The following is a 17,480-nucleotide window of genomic DNA, read 5'->3' on the forward strand; positions in this document are numbered from 1 at the left end:
CTATTTCACTAGCTTTGATATCATTTTAAAATCTGGTGTTCCAGCGGTCTTTACAAGGTCAAAAAGTACTGTTTCAACATTTGTGATTATTGCCCCCATGTCATGCATAAGATCCAATGCATTCTTATAGTTCTCATAGGTCCTTGAGCCTACCCCGTCCATAAGGACAAACACGTTGTAGTTACCTTCAATAAGGGCCCTTACTGTTTGAAACACGCATACATGGGTCTCCATTCCGGTCACGAGGATATTTTTCTTGCCGCTTTTAAAGATGTCATCCCTAACATCATTGCTGTAGGCTGAAAACATGACCTTTTCGTGAGCCTTTGAATCCAGAAGCGCTGCAAGCTGTGGCAGTGTGCTGCCTAGGCCTTTAGGATACTGCTCCGTATGGACTACCTTCATGTCCAGTTCCTTCATGGCTGTTAGGAGAATCCTGTTTTTATCCACTATCTGGTCGCCGTTGTGTATGGCAGGCGCCAGCCTTTCCTGGATGTCAATCATAAGAAGCATTGTGTCCTCTCTGTTCAGTGTGTATTTCTTCATATCTGTCTCCTTTCTATTTACCAAACACCACTCTGTGAAGAGGGTGTCTTTTTACTTTAATGGCCTTTTCAGGGCACAGTTCATGACAGCAAAAGCATCTAATGCAATCTGTTGTATCAATAACAGCCTTGTGGTTTTTCATTGAGATAACCTTCGGGGGGCAGTTTGCTGCACAGATTCCACACCCTACGCAAATCCTTGCCTGGACCTGGGGGTATGGCCTGATATTTTCCAGAAGAAAATCCTTTACAAACTCCGGAATCCTTCCAGAAACAAAATTCACATGTGTGGAACCTGGGAGTCTGAATGGCTCAACCTTCAAACCGTCAATGTTGGTTCCAAATAGTTCAATCCTGTCTGGCACCAACAGGCCACGTTCGATAGCATGGCGATTTACAGGAGAATCCAGAAGTCCTGTAATCCCCGTAGCCACGTAATCCAGCTCAAAGAGATTTTCTCCAGCAAGGAGAAGGCCCAGCTCCCTGATATCTCCACTTGATGGACCGTCGCCCTCCATAGCCTGGATTCCATCTATAACAGAAAACAGGGGATCAACAAAGTCGCACACATCAATAAGCATATTTGCAAAGTTGTCCACATCGTTCATCTTAAGATGGTAATCGGCCTTGGTAACTCCCGGGATCATGCCGAAAAGGTTCTTAACAGCACCTGTATAGGTCATCATTGTGTGAGTTTTAAGCTTTGCGCAGGAGACCACATAATCGACTTCAGTGAAGGCCTTAACCAGCTTTAGGTTATTTATTACCCTTGCATTAGGTGGCTTGACCTGTATGATTGAGGTATCGTAATTCAAGGTGCAGCCTGTCCGTTTTGCCACATCCGCTATGCCGGATGCTTCATATACTGATTTGAGAATAATCGGATTGAAGGGTCCGCCAGGACTATCTCCAATGATGACATGGTGTCCCTGTGCTTTTAGAAACCTCACAACACCCTCCACAACATAGGGGTGAGTGGTGACTCCATCCTCAGGCCTGTTCTTCTTCAAAAGATTGGTTTTTACAAGAACGCTGCCTTTCTCAATGCTCTTAAGCACGTTGAGCTGTGACAGAAGCCCCTCCACATCACTCAGAACATTTTCATAAATATAATCCTTGCTTTCAACTATTCCAACCTGACCCATTTGAGATACCTCCCTGTAACTCTATATTATACAGGATATTTGGATTTATCCACCAAAATTTTGAAAAATTCCTCTTTTCATTGGAAGTATGGGGTCAATATAGGGTAGAATAGAAGGAGGAGGGATGATTTATGGAGGAAATGGTGACCCTGTGGACCAGGCAGGATGAAAGAAGCCTTAGGGATTTGGAAAAGCTTGGAGTCTTCAGGAACAGGGAAAGATACATCAGGGACTACTATGAGGATGTTGCAGACCATTTCATATACCTGTACCGGTGGTTTTCAGATGCTGCAGCAAAGAGGGTCCCCAGGCCTGATGGAGTTGAGTTTCATATATGGTGCTCAATTAGCCATGAATCAATGCTAAGGCCAATCCCTGGGACTGTTGGATACAAGCTTCAGATTCCAAAATCCAAGGTCATATACCTGGATGGAGGTAAATGGGACTTTGTATTGAACCACATCTACATCCCAAGGGATTCAGCGGATCAGGCAGCATATCTTAAGGACATTGAGAAGAAGGGCTTTAAGGACCAGTTCAACTTCATAGAAGGAAAGTATTCAAGGCTTTATCCCCAGGAGCGAAAAAGGGTTATGGACAGCTGGGAAAGGGTCTTTGAGATAGACAATTGGAATATCTTCACAACACAGGCAAATATTTGGGAGATCAGGCCTGAAGACATATTAGAAGTATACAGATACGAGGATGATGGATTTTAACATAAAGGAGGTGGCCCTATGCACTTGAGATTGAAGATGCTTCTGGGAGTTCTTATTCTAATAATTGCGGCGGTGATAATGGTGCCCAGAATGCTGTCGGATAATGTTGAATCTCCGGAGGAGCCGGTGGGCCAGGAGCCTGCTGAAGAGACTGGAGGAGAGGAGTTCCAGGATACATATCTCTTTACCACGGATTATCTTAACATGAGAACTGGACCGGGAACTGAGCATGAGAAAATAAGGACTATCCCAGTGGGCGAGAAGGTCCGTGCAATAGGCTATGAGGATGGATGGTACCAGATCGAATACAAGGGGCAGATAGGCTACAGCATAGGGGAATACCTTTCAGAGCTGCTGGAAGAGGGTGAGGATAATCCGGACAGTCCTGAAATAGAGGAACCAGAGGAAACACAGGAGGAGGATGAGACCGGGGAGATGATGAAGATAATTGACGGAATACTTCTGGTCAACAAGACCTACGGTCTCCCCTCAGATTATTACCCTGATGTTGATCCCCAGGCGAAAATGAAGGTTGAAGAGATGATAAAAGCCGCAAGGGATGAGATAAACAAGGAGATAATTGCTTTTTCTGGATTCAGAAGCTACAACTACCAGAAAAAGCTCTACAACAGCAGCGTGGAAACAGACGGTGAGGAATATGCACAGAGATATAGCGCAAAGCCAGGCCATTCTGAGCACCAGACAGGGCTGGCTTTTGACTTGGGCGGGCAGATGAAATACTGGCTTGAGCCTGAGTTTGCAGATACTGAGGAAGGTATTTGGCTTGCAGATAATGCTCACCGTTTCGGGTTTATCCTCAGATACCCCAAGGATAAGGAGCATATAACAGGCTATGCCTATGAGCCATGGCATTTCAGGTATGTGGGAGAGGACCATGCAGGTAGGATATATGAGGGGAATCTAACCCTTGAGGAGTATCTTCTCGGGGAGAATCAATAAATAGTGGGAAGGTGTCCATATGACACGACAGGTTAAGCTTTCCGTCAGGAATCTAGTTGAATACGTCCTTCGCTCCGGTGACATCGACAACCGGTTTCAATCCATGTCACGGGCTGTTGAGGGAACCCTTGCCCATCAGAAGGTCCAGAAAACCTATGGAAAGAAGGACCTTAAGGAGGTCACCCTAAAGCACCAGGTAGAGCTTGGAGATACTAGCTTTATGGTTGAAGGAAGGGCGGACGGCATACTCCTTGGGGAGGATGGTGTGATTGTGGATGAGATCAAGAGCACCACCAGGGACCTCAATGAGGTGGGGGAAGGACTGAACCTGAGGCACTGGGCCCAGGCCATCTGCTATGGATACTTCTATGCCCTGCAAAAGGAGCTTTCAGAGATACAGGTCCAGCTTACATATTTTCACCTGGAAACGGAGGATACCAGAAGGATCAGAAGAACCCTCTCTTTCAGTGAATCGGAAAGCTTTTTTATGGACCTCCTGCAAAGATACATAGGCTGGGCAAGCCTCACATTCTCGTGGAGGGAGGACAGGAACACATCCATATTGGACCTGGACTTTCCCTTTCCAAAATACAGAAGGGGACAAAGGGAGCTTGCGGTTGCAGCATACAAGACCATAAAGGAAAGGAAGGCTCTCTTTGCACAGGCACCAACCGGGATCGGGAAGACCATGTCTGTTCTCTACCCTGCCATCCGGGTAATGGGTGAGAACTCAGTGGAAAAAATCTTTTACCTGACGGCAAAGACCATCACAAGGGAGATACCCCTCTATTCAATGGAGCTTCTAAGTGACAGGGGACTTAGGGCAAAGACCCTTGTCATAACCGCAAAAGACAAGGTGTGCCTAAATGATCAGGTAAAGTGCAACCCCAAGGACTGTCCCTATGCCAAGGGGCACTTTGACAGGGTAAACGATGCAATCATGGACATCTTCAAGAATGAGGATTTTCTAAAGAGGGAGACGGTCCTGGAGTATTCAAGGAAGCACAATGTCTGCCCCTTTGAATTCCAATTGGATATCAGCCTTTTTTCAGATGTCATAATATGTGACTACAACTATGTGTTTGACCCCCAGGTATACCTTAAGAGGTTCTTTGACATGGAGAAGGGGGAGTATGTGTTTCTCATTGATGAAGCCCACAATCTGGTGGACAGGTCTAGGGAGATGTTTTCAGCAACCCTTGAAAAGTCGGTGCTCCTGAATGCAAGAAGGATAACGAAGGACCTTGATCCAAAACTGTACAAGTCCCTATATGGAATAATAAAGATAATAAATGAGAACAGGAACAATAATCTTAAGGAGGAAGACTACTACCAGAAGGAGGAGATAACAGACCTATACTTTCCCATAAAGAGGGTACTTGCCAACATGGAAGGCTTCCTCTTGGAAAAGAGGGATGCACAGGGTTATGATGATATCCTTGATTTGTATTTTCAGCTGACAAGCTTCATAAGGATATCGGATATGTATGATGACAGCTTTGTCACAACCTTGGAGGAAGTGTCTGGGGATGTGAAGCTGAGGCTGTTCTGTGTGGATGCCTCCGGTCACATAAAAAGAGCCCTTAAAAGGGGACTCTCTGCGGTATTCTTCTCAGCTACCCTGACTCCTATGGATTATTTCATGAACCTTCTTGGTGGAGGTGAGGAGGATTACAACATCAGGCTGAAATCCCCCTTCCCCAGGAAAAACCTTGGGCTTGCCATAAGGGGTAACATCTCCACAAAATACAGGGATAGGGAAGGGACCTACCAGGAAATTATGGAGATGATCAGGGATTTTGTAAGATCACGTGAGGGAAACTACATGGTGTTCTTTCCTTCATACACATATATGAACAGGATATACGAGGAATTTGTGGATAGTTTCCCTCAAATCAACACAGTTATCCAGAGGGGAGCCATGAACGAAAGGGAAAGGGAGGAGTTTCTGGAGTCCTTCCAGGATGGTGAGAACCTTGTTGGCTTTGCTGTCCTTGGAGGAGTTTTTTCCGAGGGGATAGACCTTTCCGGGGACAGACTGATCGGAGCGGTCATAGTCGGTGTGGGAATGCCCCAGATCGGCTTTGAAAGGAACATAATCAGGGATTACTTTGACCATACCCTTGGTGAGGGTTTCCATTACTCCTACACCTACCCGGGGATGAACAAGGTGCTTCAGGCGGTTGGAAGGGTAATACGGACGGAAGAGGACAGGGGAGCGGTACTCCTGATAGATGACAGGTACCTTCAGAACACCTACAAGAGACTGATGCCCCCTGAATGGAAGGGCTACAGGAAGGTATGGGACATAAGTGGTCAGAGAGAATTTCTGGAAAGCTTCTGGGAGGGATAGATATGAAAAGGTGGAAAATAATCTTAATGGGAATATTGGCAGTGCTTCTCCTGGGGATTCCAGCCTGGGGAAATGCCTCCGAGCCTCCCTCAATACTGCTTATAGTGCCGGGAGCTCCACAAGAGCTAGTGGTTAGCGTGGGAGACGGAGAAGAGTACATAGAGGCTTCAAGAAGGGACAAGGCTTTTGAAAGCTATTTTCTCTTTTACCAAAGGGAGACGGATCCTGTGGATGATTTGTACCTTAGGGCATCCGGCGGTGGCTATGATTTGAGGGTTCCCGTGGGGGAACTGACCAAGGCCTACCATAATGTATATACACTGGACCTTGACGACGGCACCCTTATAGAGGGCAAGGACCCAGTAAGGGCAGCTGTGTATGTTATAATTAGGGTTGCACTGACCCTTATGATAGAAGGCCTTGTATTTTTCCTAATGGGCTTTAGGAGCAAGAGGTCATGGACCATATTCCTTGTTGTGAACCTTATTACACAGGGTGCCTTGAATCTTTGGATAAATACGGTGACCTACAACGACTATTCCCTTTTCTTTAGTCTCGTCTTCTATGAATTTGTAATAATAGTGGTTGAGATGGTTGCATTCCTGAATCTCCTGAAGGAGCATAAAAAGTGGAGAAGAGTACTATTTGTCCTGCTTGCAAATATTCTAAGCCTACTTGCAGGTGGGTATATACTCACGGTCCTACCCTACTAGAAATGGATGTTGACAAGGATAAAAACATATGGTAATTTTAAATTAGCACTCTATACACCTGAGTGCTAATTTCTATTATGACAAAGGAGAGGATAAGGTTGGAAAGAAAGGAATTTCAAGCGGAATCCAAACGATTGTTGGACTTGATGATCAATTCCATTTACACCCACAAGGAGATCTTCCTAAGGGAGCTGATTTCAAACGCCTCTGATGCAATCGACAAGATATATTACAAGGCGCTTACAGATGACTCAATAGAATTCAACAAGGACGACTACTACATCAGAATTTCCGCTGACAAGGAAAACAGAACCCTTACCATAAGGGACATGGGAATAGGAATGACTAAAGAGGAGCTTGAGGACAATCTGGGAACAATTGCAAAAAGCGGGTCCCTGAACTTCAAGAAGGCCGTCCAGATGAAGGATGGCTACGACATAATCGGTCAGTTTGGGGTTGGCTTCTATTCGGCATTTATGGTGGCGGACAGGGTTCAGGTCTCAAGCCGTGCCTTTGGTGAGGAAACCGCCTACAGATGGGTTTCCGAAGGTGCAGATGGCTACTTCATTGAGGAAACAGACAAGAAGGACCTGGGAACAGAAATAGTCCTTAACCTTAAGGAATCAACTGAGGATGAGGATTACGACCAGTACCTGGATGAGCATACACTAAAGAGAATAGTCAAGAGGTATTCAGATTTTATAAGATACCCAATAAAGATGATGGTTTCCCAGTACAGGAAAAAGGAAGACTCGGACGATTATGAAACAGTACTTGAGGAAAAGACCATAAATTCAATGGTACCCATATGGAGAAAGAACAAGAATGAGCTGACGGATCAGGATTACGAGAACTTCTATTCTGAAAAGCACTTTGGATTTGACAAGCCCCTAAAGTGGAGCCATATGAGAATAGACGGGATGCTAAGATACGATGCGATCATCTATATTCCATCATCTGCACCCTTTGACTACTATACAAAGGAATACGAAAAGGGACTTGAGCTGTATTCAAGTGGAGTCCTTATTATGAACAAGTGTCCTGAGCTTCTGCCGGACTATTTCAGCTTTGTAAAGGGAATAGTGGATTCAGAGGACCTGTCACTGAACATTTCCAGGGAAATGCTCCAGCATGACAGACAGCTCAAGCTCATGGCAAAAAAGATTGAGGAAAAGATCAAGGATGAGCTTATGGACCTTCAGGAAAACCAGAGGGAGAGGTACGAAGACTTCTTCGACAACTTTGGAAAGCAGCTTAAGTACGGTCTCTACTCAGACTATGGAATAAACAAGGATAGGCTTAAGGACCTGCTGATGTTCTACTCCTCAAGTGAAAGAAAGCTGGTGACCCTTAAGGAATACCTGGAAAGGATGAAAGAGGACCAGAAGTACATCTACTATGCCACAGGAGAGTCTGTGGACAGGATTGACAGACTGCCTCAGACAGAGCTTGTCAAGGACAAGGGCTATGAAATCCTCTACTTTACAGATGAGGTGGATGAGTTTGCAATAAAGGTTCTTAATGAATACGGAGACAAGGAATTCAGGTCAGTATCAGGTGAAGACCTTGGAATTGAGGAAGATGAGGTCAAGGAAGAGGACAAGGAGGAAGGCAAGGAGATATTCCAGGAGATGAAGGCGGCCCTTGGTGACAAGGTCAAGGAGGTAAGGTTCTCCAAGAGGCTTAAGAATCATCCTGTTTGCTTTGCAACAGAGGGCGAGATCTCAATCGAGATGGAGAAGGTCCTTAACACAATGCCAAATGCAGGGGATGTCCATGCAGAGAAGATCCTTGAGATAAACCCCAACCATGAGATATTTACAAAGCTTAAGTCTGCACATAAGGACGACAAGGAAAAGTTTGAGCTCTACACTGAGCTTTTGTACGATCAGGCAAGACTAATCGAGGGCCTCCCAATTGAGGATCCCGTTGACTTTGCAAACAAGATAGCAAGGCTTATGTAGCAATAAACATCCCCCATCCATATTTCGGATGGGGGATTGATTTAATAACGTCTTGTTATGAATTCAACTGCCTCCCTTAAGGTATCAAGATCCTGAGCCCTTACAATCATGGCCTGCTCTCCCATTACCTCGTGGAAGAGGGGTGGGTTTGGCTGATCATACACTATAAGGTCCCCATACAGCTCATAGATTTTTTCCTCTGTATGGAGCAGGGGATTCATTGTGGTTTTCAGTCCTATAAATGCGCAGTTGTGGACCCTTTCAAGAAGAGGTGGAGGATTCTTTCCAGCAACCACCTGGGCGTACTGCCTGTAGACATCTGCATCCATGGCATAGTTCATAACATCAAGACATAGCCCGCCAGGGGGTCTAGCATTAAGCTCAAGGGCTATTATGCTGTCATCCTGGAGTCTGAAAAATTCGAAATGAAACAGCCTTTCCCTAAGGTTAAAGGCATCCAGCACCTTTTGGCCCAGTTCGATGACTTCTTCCGGGATATCCTTCTCAATGTAGAAGAAGGTGTCCATCCCATAGTTTACGGTTTCCATGAGTCCCAGACCGTAATGCATTGAGGACATGGCTGAAAGCTGGCCATCGCCGTCAACTATACCGTCAAAGGTATGGATCTCACCATCGATGAACTCCTCCATGATGTAGTCAACATGGGGTTTTTCATCGAAAAAGGCCGCTAGCTCGTTCTCGTTGTGAATCTTGTAGGTAAAGGATGCCCCAACTCCAACATCAGGTTTGGCACAAACGGGATATCCTGTTTCTGCAATAAGTTCCAGGGCATCCTGGATGGTGTGGACAATCCTGCCCCTTGCGACGGGGATTCCTGCTGATATGAAAATTTCCTTCATCTTTGACTTGTGCTTTACAAAGGCAATGTCCTCAGTCTTAAAGCCTGGGACGTTAAAGTCTGTTCTAAGCCTTGCATCCAGGTCAAGCCAGTGTTCATTGTGGGATTCTATCCGGTCGATCCTTCCGTGTCTGAAGGTAAGAAAGGCCGTTGCCCTTAGAACCTGGTCATAGTCATCCAGAGAATCAACCCTGTAGTATTCAGTCAGTGCAGACCTCAGTTCGGGCTCAAGGCTTTGATATTCCTGGGAGCCTATGCCAAGGACATTTACCCCTTCCTCCTTGAGGCGGATGGAAAACTGCTTGAAGTTTGAAGGGAATTCAGGAGATATGAATATGTAGTTCATGTAATTTCCCCCTTTCGATTTAATACAACATATATACCTATTTAAAGTGATAAAATAACAGATAGATTCAATAATTGTCAAATTGGACAATATCCAGCAATGCATTTGGGGTATACTTAAAAGAGAGGTGGTGGGATTATGCTACATATTGAGAAAACTTACTCATCCTTTGAAAGGGAGGAGTTTTTGGAATACTTCAGTGATAAGGGAATAGACCTTGGAGAAGGCAAGTTCTCTGGAGAAGGCTGGGAAGTGGTTGTGGGAGATGAGTTCAAGAGAATGGTGGGAGCTTTTCCATTTAAGGCAATCAAGCTGGACATCTGGCTGGAGGAAGAAATTTCAGATGATTTCCTGGAGGATCTTAGAAGGAGCTTTCTTAGGGGTGGAGGCTAGGAAATTCATTGAAAAACCCTTGGATTTTCTATATAATTAGACTAGCAGGAAAAGGGGGAGACAAAAGAGTCTCCCTTTAATTATGTCAGGAGGATAAGGATGTCAAGAAAATCGAGAGTTATAGAGTTTAACATAGAGAAGGTGGACTTTCCAAACAAGGGAAAGGGAACCTTTGAAGACAGGAACATTAGGATCAAGGGTGGACTTCCAGGTCAGAAGGTAATGGCAAAGGTTGCCAAGAGAAGAAAGGACTACTGGGAGGCAAAGCTTATCCAGGTGCTGGAGAGATCACCACTTGAGACAGAGGAGGGCTGTCCCCACAAGGACGTCTGTGGAGGCTGCACCTACCAGTCGCTGACCTATGAGAATGAACGGAACCTTAAGCTAGACCAGGTCCAGGATCTCTTTGACAGGGAGGGACTTGGAGTTCAGGTTGAAGGGATTGAGGAATCACCTGATCTTAGGAGCTACAGAAACAAGATGGAATACACCTTTGGGGATGAGGAAAAGGATGGACCACTGGCACTTGGCCTCCATATGAAGGGCAGGTTCTATGAGGTTGTAAACACCGACCACTGCAACATTGTAAACGGGGACTTCACGACCATAAGGGAAGCTGTAAGAAGCCACTTTGACAAGCTTGGATTGCCCTTCTACAACAAAAGGGCTCATGAAGGACTTCTTAGACATCTTGTCATAAGAAGGGCGGGCAGTACAGGGGAGATACTGGTGAACCTTGTAACCACAAGCCAGATGGACTTTGACAGGGAAAGCTTTGTGAAAGCCCTTCTTTCATTATCCAACCTTGAAGGAAGGATCACAGGAATACTTCATACTACAAACGATGGGCTGGGAGACACGGTAACGGCAGACAAGCTGGATATCCTATTTGGCACGGATATAATCCACGAGGAGATCCTTGGACTCAGATTCAAGATATCACCCTTCTCCTTTTTCCAGACAAACACCACAGGTGCGGAAAAGCTCTACTCAATAGCCAGGGAGTTTGCAGGAGAGAAGGAAAACAGAATAATATTTGACCTTTATTCCGGTACCGGAACAATAGCCCAGATGATGGCAGCAGTGGCAAAGAAGGTTGTTGGAATTGAGATTGTTGAAGAGGCTGTGGACATGGCAAGGGAGAACGCCAAGCTCAACAATCTGGACAATGTGGAATTCATAGCAGATGACGTATTCAAGGGAGTGGAGGAGCTGGAAGATACGCCGGACCTGATTATAATAGATCCACCAAGGGACGGAATCCACCCAAAGGCAATTGACAAGATCATAGACTTTAACCCCGAGGAATTTGTTTACATCTCCTGCAACCCGGTGACTCTTGTAAGGGACCTTAAGATTTTCAAGGACAGGGGATATGATATCAAGAGAGTGAAATGCATGGACATGTTCCCTCGTACACCTCATACAGAAGTCGTTGTTAAGATGGTTAAGAAATAATGAAAAATTAACCTAAATAAATGTTGCCCCTTTAGAATTTCAGTTTTGAGATTCTAAAGGGGTTTTGTATAACGACTCAATTTTTGGAAAATAATTACTAGTTAGCATATGATTATAACATAAACTTTGCTATAATCTAGTGTAATAGGAAAATTTTAGGAGTGGAGACTTTAATCTAAATAGAAAGAGGGGGGAAGTATGGTGAATCAGAATCCGGAACAGATTGCCAGAGATTGTATAGATAGCATGTTATCAGATGCAGGTTGGGTTGTTCAATCAAAGGACAAAGTAAATTTATCTGCAGGTCCAGGCGTTGCCATTCGTGAATATCAAACAGATATTGGACCAGCTGACTACGTTCTTTTTGTAGATAGGAAACCTGTCGGAGTGATTGAAGCCAAAAAGGATGAAGAAGGACAACGAATTACGGTAGCTGAAGATCAATCATCTGGTTATGCACAAGCTAAACTTAAGTATAATTTGAATAAAGAACCGCTGCCATTTGTGTATGAGAGTACGGGTATTTTAACAAGATTCACAGACTATAGAGACCCTAAACCTCGATCACGAGAGGTGTTCAGTTTTCATAAGCCTTCCACACTACTAGAATGGCATAAGCAACCTGAAACATTGAGGAAAAGATTAAATGGGCTGCCGATATTAGATAAAGAAGGTTTGCGTCCAGCACAAATTAATGCGATTGAGAACTTGGAAACATCCTTTAAACATAACAGGCCGAAAGCACTTATTCAAATGGCAACAGGTGCAGGGAAGACGTTCACAGCGTGTACCTTTGTCTATAGATTATTGAAATTTGCAGATGCAAAGAGGATTCTTTTTGTGGTAGACACTAAAAATCTTGGAGAACAAGCAGAACAGGAATTCCTAAAATATCAGCCAACGGACGATAACAGAAAATTTACTGAATTATACAATGTACAGCGTTTAAATTCCAGTTACATATCTTCGGATAGTCAAGTGTGTATTTCTACGATTCAAAGGTTGTACTCTATACTAAAAGGTGAAGAACTTGAAGAATCCGCAGAGGAAGAAAATCCGAATGAAAAGAACTGGCAGTGGCAGAAAAAAGAACCTATGCCTGTAGAATACTCTTATAAGAATCCGATAGAGCAATTTGACTTCATTATCATAGACGAATGTCATCGATCAATCTATAACTTGTGGAAGCAAGTGTTGGATTATTATGATGCGTTCCTGATAGGGCTTACAGCCACACCAGATAAGCGGACATTCGGCTTTTTTAATGAAAATGTTGTAAGTGAGTACACTTATGAGGAATCTGTTGTTGATGGAGTTAATGTTCCTTATGATGTTTTTACAATTGAAACGGAAATTACTAAAGCAGGTTCCAAAATCAAAGCTCATGAGTTTGTTGATAAGAGAGAGAAACTGACACGTCAAAAGCGCTGGGAGCGTCTCGATGAAGATTATGTATATACATCTAACAAACTAGATAAGGATGTGGTAAATCCAAGTCAGATTAGGCATGTGATCAGAGCATACAGGGAAGCATTGCCAAAGATTTTCCCAGACCGATTTGATGAAAACGGTGTGTTTGAAGTGCCGAAAACATTGGTATTCGCAAAAACAGATAGTCACGCTGACGACATCATTCAGATTATTCGCGAGGAGTTTGACGAGAGCAATGACTTTTGCAAGAAAGTTACTTATAAAATTGATGAAGATCCAAAATCTGTTCTAAATCGTTTCAGAAACTCTTGGGCTCCAAGGATTGCTGTGACTGTAGATATGATTGCCACAGGCACCGATGTGAAACCTCTTGAGGTTCTATTATTCATGCGGGATGTAAAAAGTATCAACTATTTTGAACAGATGAAAGGTCGTGGAACTCGAACGATTGGATTCGATGACTTAAAACGTGTTACTCGTACAGCAAAACATACAAAAACTCATTTTGTAATTATTGATGCTGTTGGAGCCACAAAGTCAAAGAAAACAGACAGTAGGCCACTTGAAAGAAAGCCTAGTGTACCATTAAAAGATCTTTTAGGTGCTGTTGCTATGGGTGTGGAGGATGAAGATTTATTCACATCACTTGCTAACCGGCTAATACGTTTGGAGAAACAACTTACAGAGGAAGAAAAATATAAGTTTAAAGAACTGAGTAACGGTAAGACTATGAACGGAGCTGTTAAGGACTTACTTGATGCTTATGATCCAGATATTATAGAATCTAAAGCACAAGTCCTAATAGATGCAATTCCTGAAGCTGAGTTATCACCTGCTAAAGAAGAAGCTTGCCGGAAACAGATTCAAGAAGAATTAGTGGTTCATGCATCCAAAACGTTTACAGGGGAGCTAAATGAGTATATTGAAAATGTTCGAAAAGTGCATGAACAGATTATTGATATTGTGAATCAAGACAAGGTTATAAAAGCTGAATGGGATACTTTTACTATTGAAAAGGCGCAAGAGTTAGTTAAAGATTTCAAAGAGTATATTGAAGCTAATAAGGATGAAATCATGGCTCTAAGTATATTCTATGATCAACCACATAGAAGGCGAGAACTCACCTTCAAGATGATTAAAGAAGTATTCGAGAAACTAAAGTTAGAAAAACCAAAACTTGCCCCACATTATGTTTGGGATGCTTATGCTCAATTGGAAGAAGTAAAAGGAAATAATCCGAAGAGCGAGTTGGTTGCGTTGGTGTCATTGATTCGTAGAGCTACGGGTATTGATCAGCAGCTGACACCATACAACAAAACAGTGGATAGGAATTTTCAAACGTGGGTCTTTGGCAAGCAAGCAGGTTCTTTGAAGTTTACTGAAGAACAGATGGATTGGCTAAGAATGATTAAAGATCATATAGCAACAAGTTTCCACGTGGAAATGGATGATCTTGACTATACACCTTTTGACTCTCAAGGTGGCAGAGGAAAGATGTATGCGCTTTTTGGTGACATGATGGATGAAATAATTGATGAGTTAAATGAGGTGTTGGTAGCGTAATGAGAGAAGAATGGGTAGAAATTAAAATAGAAGACTTACTTGACTATATTCAACCAACTAACTATATAGTTGATTCAACTGAGTATAGTAATAGATACAATATTCCAGTATTAACTCCAGGAAAGACTTTTGTACTAGGTTATACAAATGAAGAACACAATGTTTTTAATAGTTTACCTGTAATAATATTTGATGATTTTACTACTGCATCAAAATATGTGAATTTTAGATTCAAAGTTAAATCTTCAGCGATGAAAATACTGGTTCCAACTTCAAAGTGGGTAAATTTAAAGTATGTTTATTACTACATGCAGACAATACAGCATAACACAGATACGCATAAAAGGTATTGGATTTCGATATATTCAAAATTGCCTATTATATTGCCTCCATTAGTTGAACAAAAGGCTATAGTATCAAAAATAGAGGAATTGCTTAGCGAACTCGATAATGGAATCGCAAATCTCGATAAAGCGAAAGAAAAGTTGGGAATCTATCGTCAAGCTGTACTTAAGAAAGCATTTGAAGGGGAGTTGACGAAGGAATGGCGAGAGGGACAATCAGAGTTACTTTCTGTAGATAATATAATTAAACAAATTAGTGATGAAAGAGAAAAGTACTATGAAAAGCAATTAAAAGATTGGGAAAAAGACGTTGATAGTTGGAAATTAAATGAAAAACAAGGTAATAAACCTAAAAAACCTAGAAAGGTAAAAAAGCTTACTCCTTTTACAACTGCAGAATTGTCGAGTTTTGCAGGATTACCATACGGATGGAAGTGGGTTAAGGTTGATTCAATACATGGACATGACCAATATTCGATAAAAGCTGGCCCATTTGGATCTGCATTGAAAAAATCTTGTTATGTTGAAAAGGGTTACAAAATATATGGACAAGAACAAGTTATAGCAAATGATTGGAAGATTGGTGATTATTATGTTGATGAGACTAAGTTTAAGGAATTAAAGTCATGTGAAGTAAAGCCAGGGGATGTACTTATAAGTTTAGTAGGCACAGTTGGTAAAATTTTAATTCTTCCACATGATATCTTACCAGGTATAATAAACCCTCGATTAATAAAGATTAGTCTGGCGGATAAATTCTATTTGCCGGAATTTTTTAAGTACTATTTTGAAAGCACCTATTTAAAAGGCATATATTCAACTAAGAGCCATGGTGCAACTATGGATATAATTAATCTAGGGATTATTCAAGAATTACCATTTCCTCTTTTAACTATAGAGGAACAAAAGCAAGTGGTTTCAGAAATTGAAACAAGATTATCACTATGTGACAATATTCTATTAAATATTGATGAAGGGCTTGAAAAAGCCAAAGCATTAAAGCAAAGCATACTAAAGAAAGCATTTGAAGGTAAATTATTAAGTGAAGTAGAACTAGAACAATGTCGGAAAAAATCTGACTGGGAACCGGCTGAAAAACTCTTAGAGAGAATCAAGGAAATGAAGTGAGGTTAAAAAATGAGTAATCAAACTAATATTATATCAAAAGTATGGAGTTTCGCAGGTATTCTTCGTGACGATGGTGTGAGTTATGGTGATTATTTGGAACAGTTAACATATTTGTTGTTCCTTAAAATGGTCGATGAATTTGCAAAACCACCTTATAATCGTAAAATTAATGTGCCAGAGGGTTGTGACTGGGAAAGTTTAAAGAAAGAGCGTGGAGCAGCACTTGAAACTCGTTATAATAAAACGTTAAAAGAGCTTGCTAATGAAAAAGGCATTTTAGGTCAGATTTTTACGAAGTCACAAAATAAAATCCAAGATCCAGCAAAACTCTTCAAAATCATTGATATGGTTGATAAAGAAAAATGGAGTATGATGGGGGCTGACTTAAAAGGCAAAATTTATGAGGGATTGCTAGAAAAGAATGCAGAAGATACAAAGAGTGGAGCAGGGCAATATTTCACCCCTAGAGCATTGATTCAAGCTATGGTTGCCTGTGTACAGCCAGATCCCATGAAAACCATTAGTGATCCAGCATGTGGCACTGGAGGATTCTTTTTAGCTGCGTATGATCATATTACAGCTAATCATAATTTGGACAGAGATCAGAAAGAGTTTCTAAAAAATAAAACATTCTATGGGAATGAGATTGTTGCTAATACAAGAAGAATGTGTCTCATGAACATGTTTCTTCACAATATTGGTGAAATCGATGGGGAGACATTCATATCTTCTGCTGATGCACTGGTGGCAGATGAAGGGAAGCGATTTGACTACGTGTTAGCAAATCCTCCATTTGGTAAGAAATCAAGTTTGACAATTACGAATGAAGAAGGTGAACAAGAAAAAGAAGATCTTGTTTACAATCGCCAAGATTTTTGGGTGACAACTTCGAATAAGCAGCTGAACTTTTTACAGCACATTAGAACTTTACTGAAAGAAACGGGAGAAGCTGCTGTTGTATTGCCTGATAACGTACTATTTGAAGGTGGTGCGGGTGAAACCGTTAGAAAAGAATTGATGAAATCAACAGAGCTCCATACAATTCTACGTCTTCCTACGGGAATATTTTATAAACCAGGTGTAAAAGCAAATGTCCTATTCTTTGATAACAAGCCGGGAGCAAGAGATGCGTGGACAAATGAAATATGGTTCTACGATTACAGAACTAATGTGCACCACACGTTGAAGAAAAAGCCAATGGTTCTAGAAGATTTGGAAGACTTTATAAAATGCTATAATCCAACTAATCGTCACGATCGTATAGAAACTTGGTCGGAAGAGAATCCGGAAGGTAGATGGCGCAAGTTTACTTATGAAGAGATTATCGAGAGAGATAAGACGAGTTTAGATATATTTTGGTTAAAAGATAAGAGTTTAGCTGATTTAGACAATCTTCCAGAGCCAGATATATTGGCAAATGAAATTATTGAGAATATTGAGGCTGGGCTAGAAAGCTTCAAAGAGATCATGGCCACATTGAACGGCAATTCAGAAGATTAATGGAGTGAATTACTAACTGATCATAAAGAAATAGAGGTGTTAAGACAAAGGGACGGTTC

General features: G+C 42.1%; 13 protein-coding genes. 10 read left to right on the top strand and 3 right to left on the bottom strand.

Translation table 11 applies throughout. The features are described 5' to 3' along the window. Positions 1 to 546 carry an isochorismatase family protein gene (locus tag ACKVDP_RS11300; RefSeq protein WP_409228967.1) on the bottom strand — a complete coding sequence of 182 codons (546 nt, stop codon included), beginning with the start codon at positions 544 to 546 and terminating at the stop codon, positions 1 to 3. A gap of 13 nt (positions 547 to 559) precedes the next feature. Further along, positions 560 to 1,690 carry a DUF362 domain-containing protein gene (locus ACKVDP_RS11305; protein ID WP_409228968.1) on the bottom strand — a complete coding sequence of 377 codons (1,131 nt, stop codon included), beginning with the start codon at positions 1,688 to 1,690 and terminating at the stop codon, positions 560 to 562. Positions 1,691 to 1,821: 131 nt separating this feature from the next. On the opposite strand from ACKVDP_RS11305, the gene ACKVDP_RS11310 reads away from it, so the two are divergent. From ACKVDP_RS11310 to htpG, 5 genes are all read left to right on the top strand, one after another. Further along, positions 1,822 to 2,409: a DUF3841 domain-containing protein gene (locus ACKVDP_RS11310; protein ID WP_409228969.1), complete on the top strand. Its 588-nt coding sequence runs from the start codon at positions 1,822 to 1,824 to the stop codon at positions 2,407 to 2,409. Between the two features lie 18 nt (positions 2,410 to 2,427). Then, positions 2,428 to 3,369 carry a D-alanyl-D-alanine carboxypeptidase family protein gene (locus tag ACKVDP_RS11315; protein ID WP_409228970.1) on the top strand — a complete coding sequence of 314 codons (942 nt, stop codon included), beginning with the start codon at positions 2,428 to 2,430 and terminating at the stop codon, positions 3,367 to 3,369. Between the two features lie 19 nt (positions 3,370 to 3,388). Next, positions 3,389 to 5,722, top strand: a complete 2,334-nt coding sequence (locus tag ACKVDP_RS11320) for an ATP-dependent DNA helicase (protein ID WP_409228971.1) — start codon at positions 3,389 to 3,391, stop codon at positions 5,720 to 5,722. Positions 5,723 to 5,724: 2 nt separating this feature from the next. Next, a complete protein-coding gene (locus ACKVDP_RS11325) occupies positions 5,725 to 6,435 on the top strand; it encodes a hypothetical protein (RefSeq protein ID WP_409228972.1) in 711 nt (236 codons plus the stop codon). 98 nt (positions 6,436 to 6,533) lie between these two features. Next, entirely contained in the window at positions 6,534 to 8,399 is a 1,866-nt protein-coding gene (gene htpG, locus ACKVDP_RS11330) for a molecular chaperone HtpG (RefSeq protein WP_458306246.1), read from the top strand. 41 nt (positions 8,400 to 8,440) lie between these two features. Here the strand turns inward: htpG and ACKVDP_RS11335 are convergent, their stop codons facing one another. Beyond that, complete coding sequence (locus tag ACKVDP_RS11335; RefSeq protein ID WP_409228974.1) at positions 8,441 to 9,604, bottom strand: ATP-grasp domain-containing protein; 1,164 nt, start codon at positions 9,602 to 9,604, stop codon at positions 8,441 to 8,443. A 138-nt stretch (positions 9,605 to 9,742) separates the two neighbouring features. On the opposite strand from ACKVDP_RS11335, the gene ACKVDP_RS11340 reads away from it, so the two are divergent. The 5 genes from ACKVDP_RS11340 to ACKVDP_RS11360 all read left to right on the top strand — a co-directional run bounded on the left by ACKVDP_RS11340 (position 9,743) and on the right by ACKVDP_RS11360 (position 17,421). After that, the gene (locus ACKVDP_RS11340) at positions 9,743 to 9,997 is read left to right on the top strand and encodes a hypothetical protein (RefSeq protein WP_409228975.1); all 255 of its coding nucleotides are present in this window, start codon (positions 9,743 to 9,745) and stop codon (positions 9,995 to 9,997) included. Between the two features lie 99 nt (positions 9,998 to 10,096). After that, complete coding sequence (gene rlmD / locus ACKVDP_RS11345; protein WP_409228976.1) at positions 10,097 to 11,455, top strand: 23S rRNA (uracil(1939)-C(5))-methyltransferase RlmD; 1,359 nt, start codon at positions 10,097 to 10,099, stop codon at positions 11,453 to 11,455. A gap of 198 nt (positions 11,456 to 11,653) precedes the next feature. Then, positions 11,654 to 14,449, top strand: coding sequence for a type I restriction endonuclease subunit R (locus tag ACKVDP_RS11350; RefSeq protein ID WP_409228977.1), 2,796 nt, complete (start codon positions 11,654 to 11,656; stop codon positions 14,447 to 14,449). Beyond that, positions 14,449 to 15,921, top strand: a complete 1,473-nt coding sequence (locus ACKVDP_RS11355; RefSeq protein WP_409228978.1) for a restriction endonuclease subunit S — start codon at positions 14,449 to 14,451, stop codon at positions 15,919 to 15,921. The genes ACKVDP_RS11350 and ACKVDP_RS11355 overlap by 1 nt, the downstream gene beginning before the upstream one ends. Before the next feature lie 9 nt (positions 15,922 to 15,930). Continuing rightward, positions 15,931 to 17,421: a class I SAM-dependent DNA methyltransferase gene (locus ACKVDP_RS11360; RefSeq protein ID WP_409228979.1), complete on the top strand. Its 1,491-nt coding sequence runs from the start codon at positions 15,931 to 15,933 to the stop codon at positions 17,419 to 17,421. The last annotated feature ends 59 nt before the right edge of the window (positions 17,422 to 17,480 follow it).

Source organism: Gudongella ferriphila, from assembly GCF_046224405.1.
GTDB lineage: Bacteria > Bacillota > Clostridia > Tissierellales > Tissierellaceae > Gudongella.

Bases quoted from the DNA above. Each gene is read 5' to 3' on its own strand.
- ACKVDP_RS11310 (WP_409228969.1), top strand. From the start codon at position 1,822: ATGGAGGAAATGGTGACCCTGTGGACCAGGCAGGATGAAAGAAGCCTT.
- ACKVDP_RS11325 (WP_409228972.1), top strand. From the start codon at position 5,725: ATGAAAAGGTGGAAAATAATCTTAATGGGAATATTGGCAGTGCTTCTC.
- ACKVDP_RS11320 (WP_409228971.1), top strand. From the start codon at position 3,389: ATGACACGACAGGTTAAGCTTTCCGTCAGGAATCTAGTTGAATACGTC.
- ACKVDP_RS11340 (WP_409228975.1), top strand. From the start codon at position 9,743: ATGCTACATATTGAGAAAACTTACTCATCCTTTGAAAGGGAGGAGTTT.
- ACKVDP_RS11350 (WP_409228977.1), top strand. From the start codon at position 11,654: ATGGTGAATCAGAATCCGGAACAGATTGCCAGAGATTGTATAGATAGC.
- ACKVDP_RS11355 (WP_409228978.1), top strand. From the start codon at position 14,449: ATGAGAGAAGAATGGGTAGAAATTAAAATAGAAGACTTACTTGACTAT.
- ACKVDP_RS11305 (WP_409228968.1), bottom strand. From the start codon at position 1,690: ATGGGTCAGGTTGGAATAGTTGAAAGCAAGGATTATATTTATGAAAAT.
- ACKVDP_RS11315 (WP_409228970.1), top strand. From the start codon at position 2,428: ATGCACTTGAGATTGAAGATGCTTCTGGGAGTTCTTATTCTAATAATT.
- ACKVDP_RS11360 (WP_409228979.1), top strand. From the start codon at position 15,931: ATGAGTAATCAAACTAATATTATATCAAAAGTATGGAGTTTCGCAGGT.
- rlmD (WP_409228976.1), top strand. From the start codon at position 10,097: ATGTCAAGAAAATCGAGAGTTATAGAGTTTAACATAGAGAAGGTGGAC.
- ACKVDP_RS11335 (WP_409228974.1), bottom strand. From the start codon at position 9,604: ATGAACTACATATTCATATCTCCTGAATTCCCTTCAAACTTCAAGCAG.
- ACKVDP_RS11300 (WP_409228967.1), bottom strand. From the start codon at position 546: ATGAAGAAATACACACTGAACAGAGAGGACACAATGCTTCTTATGATT.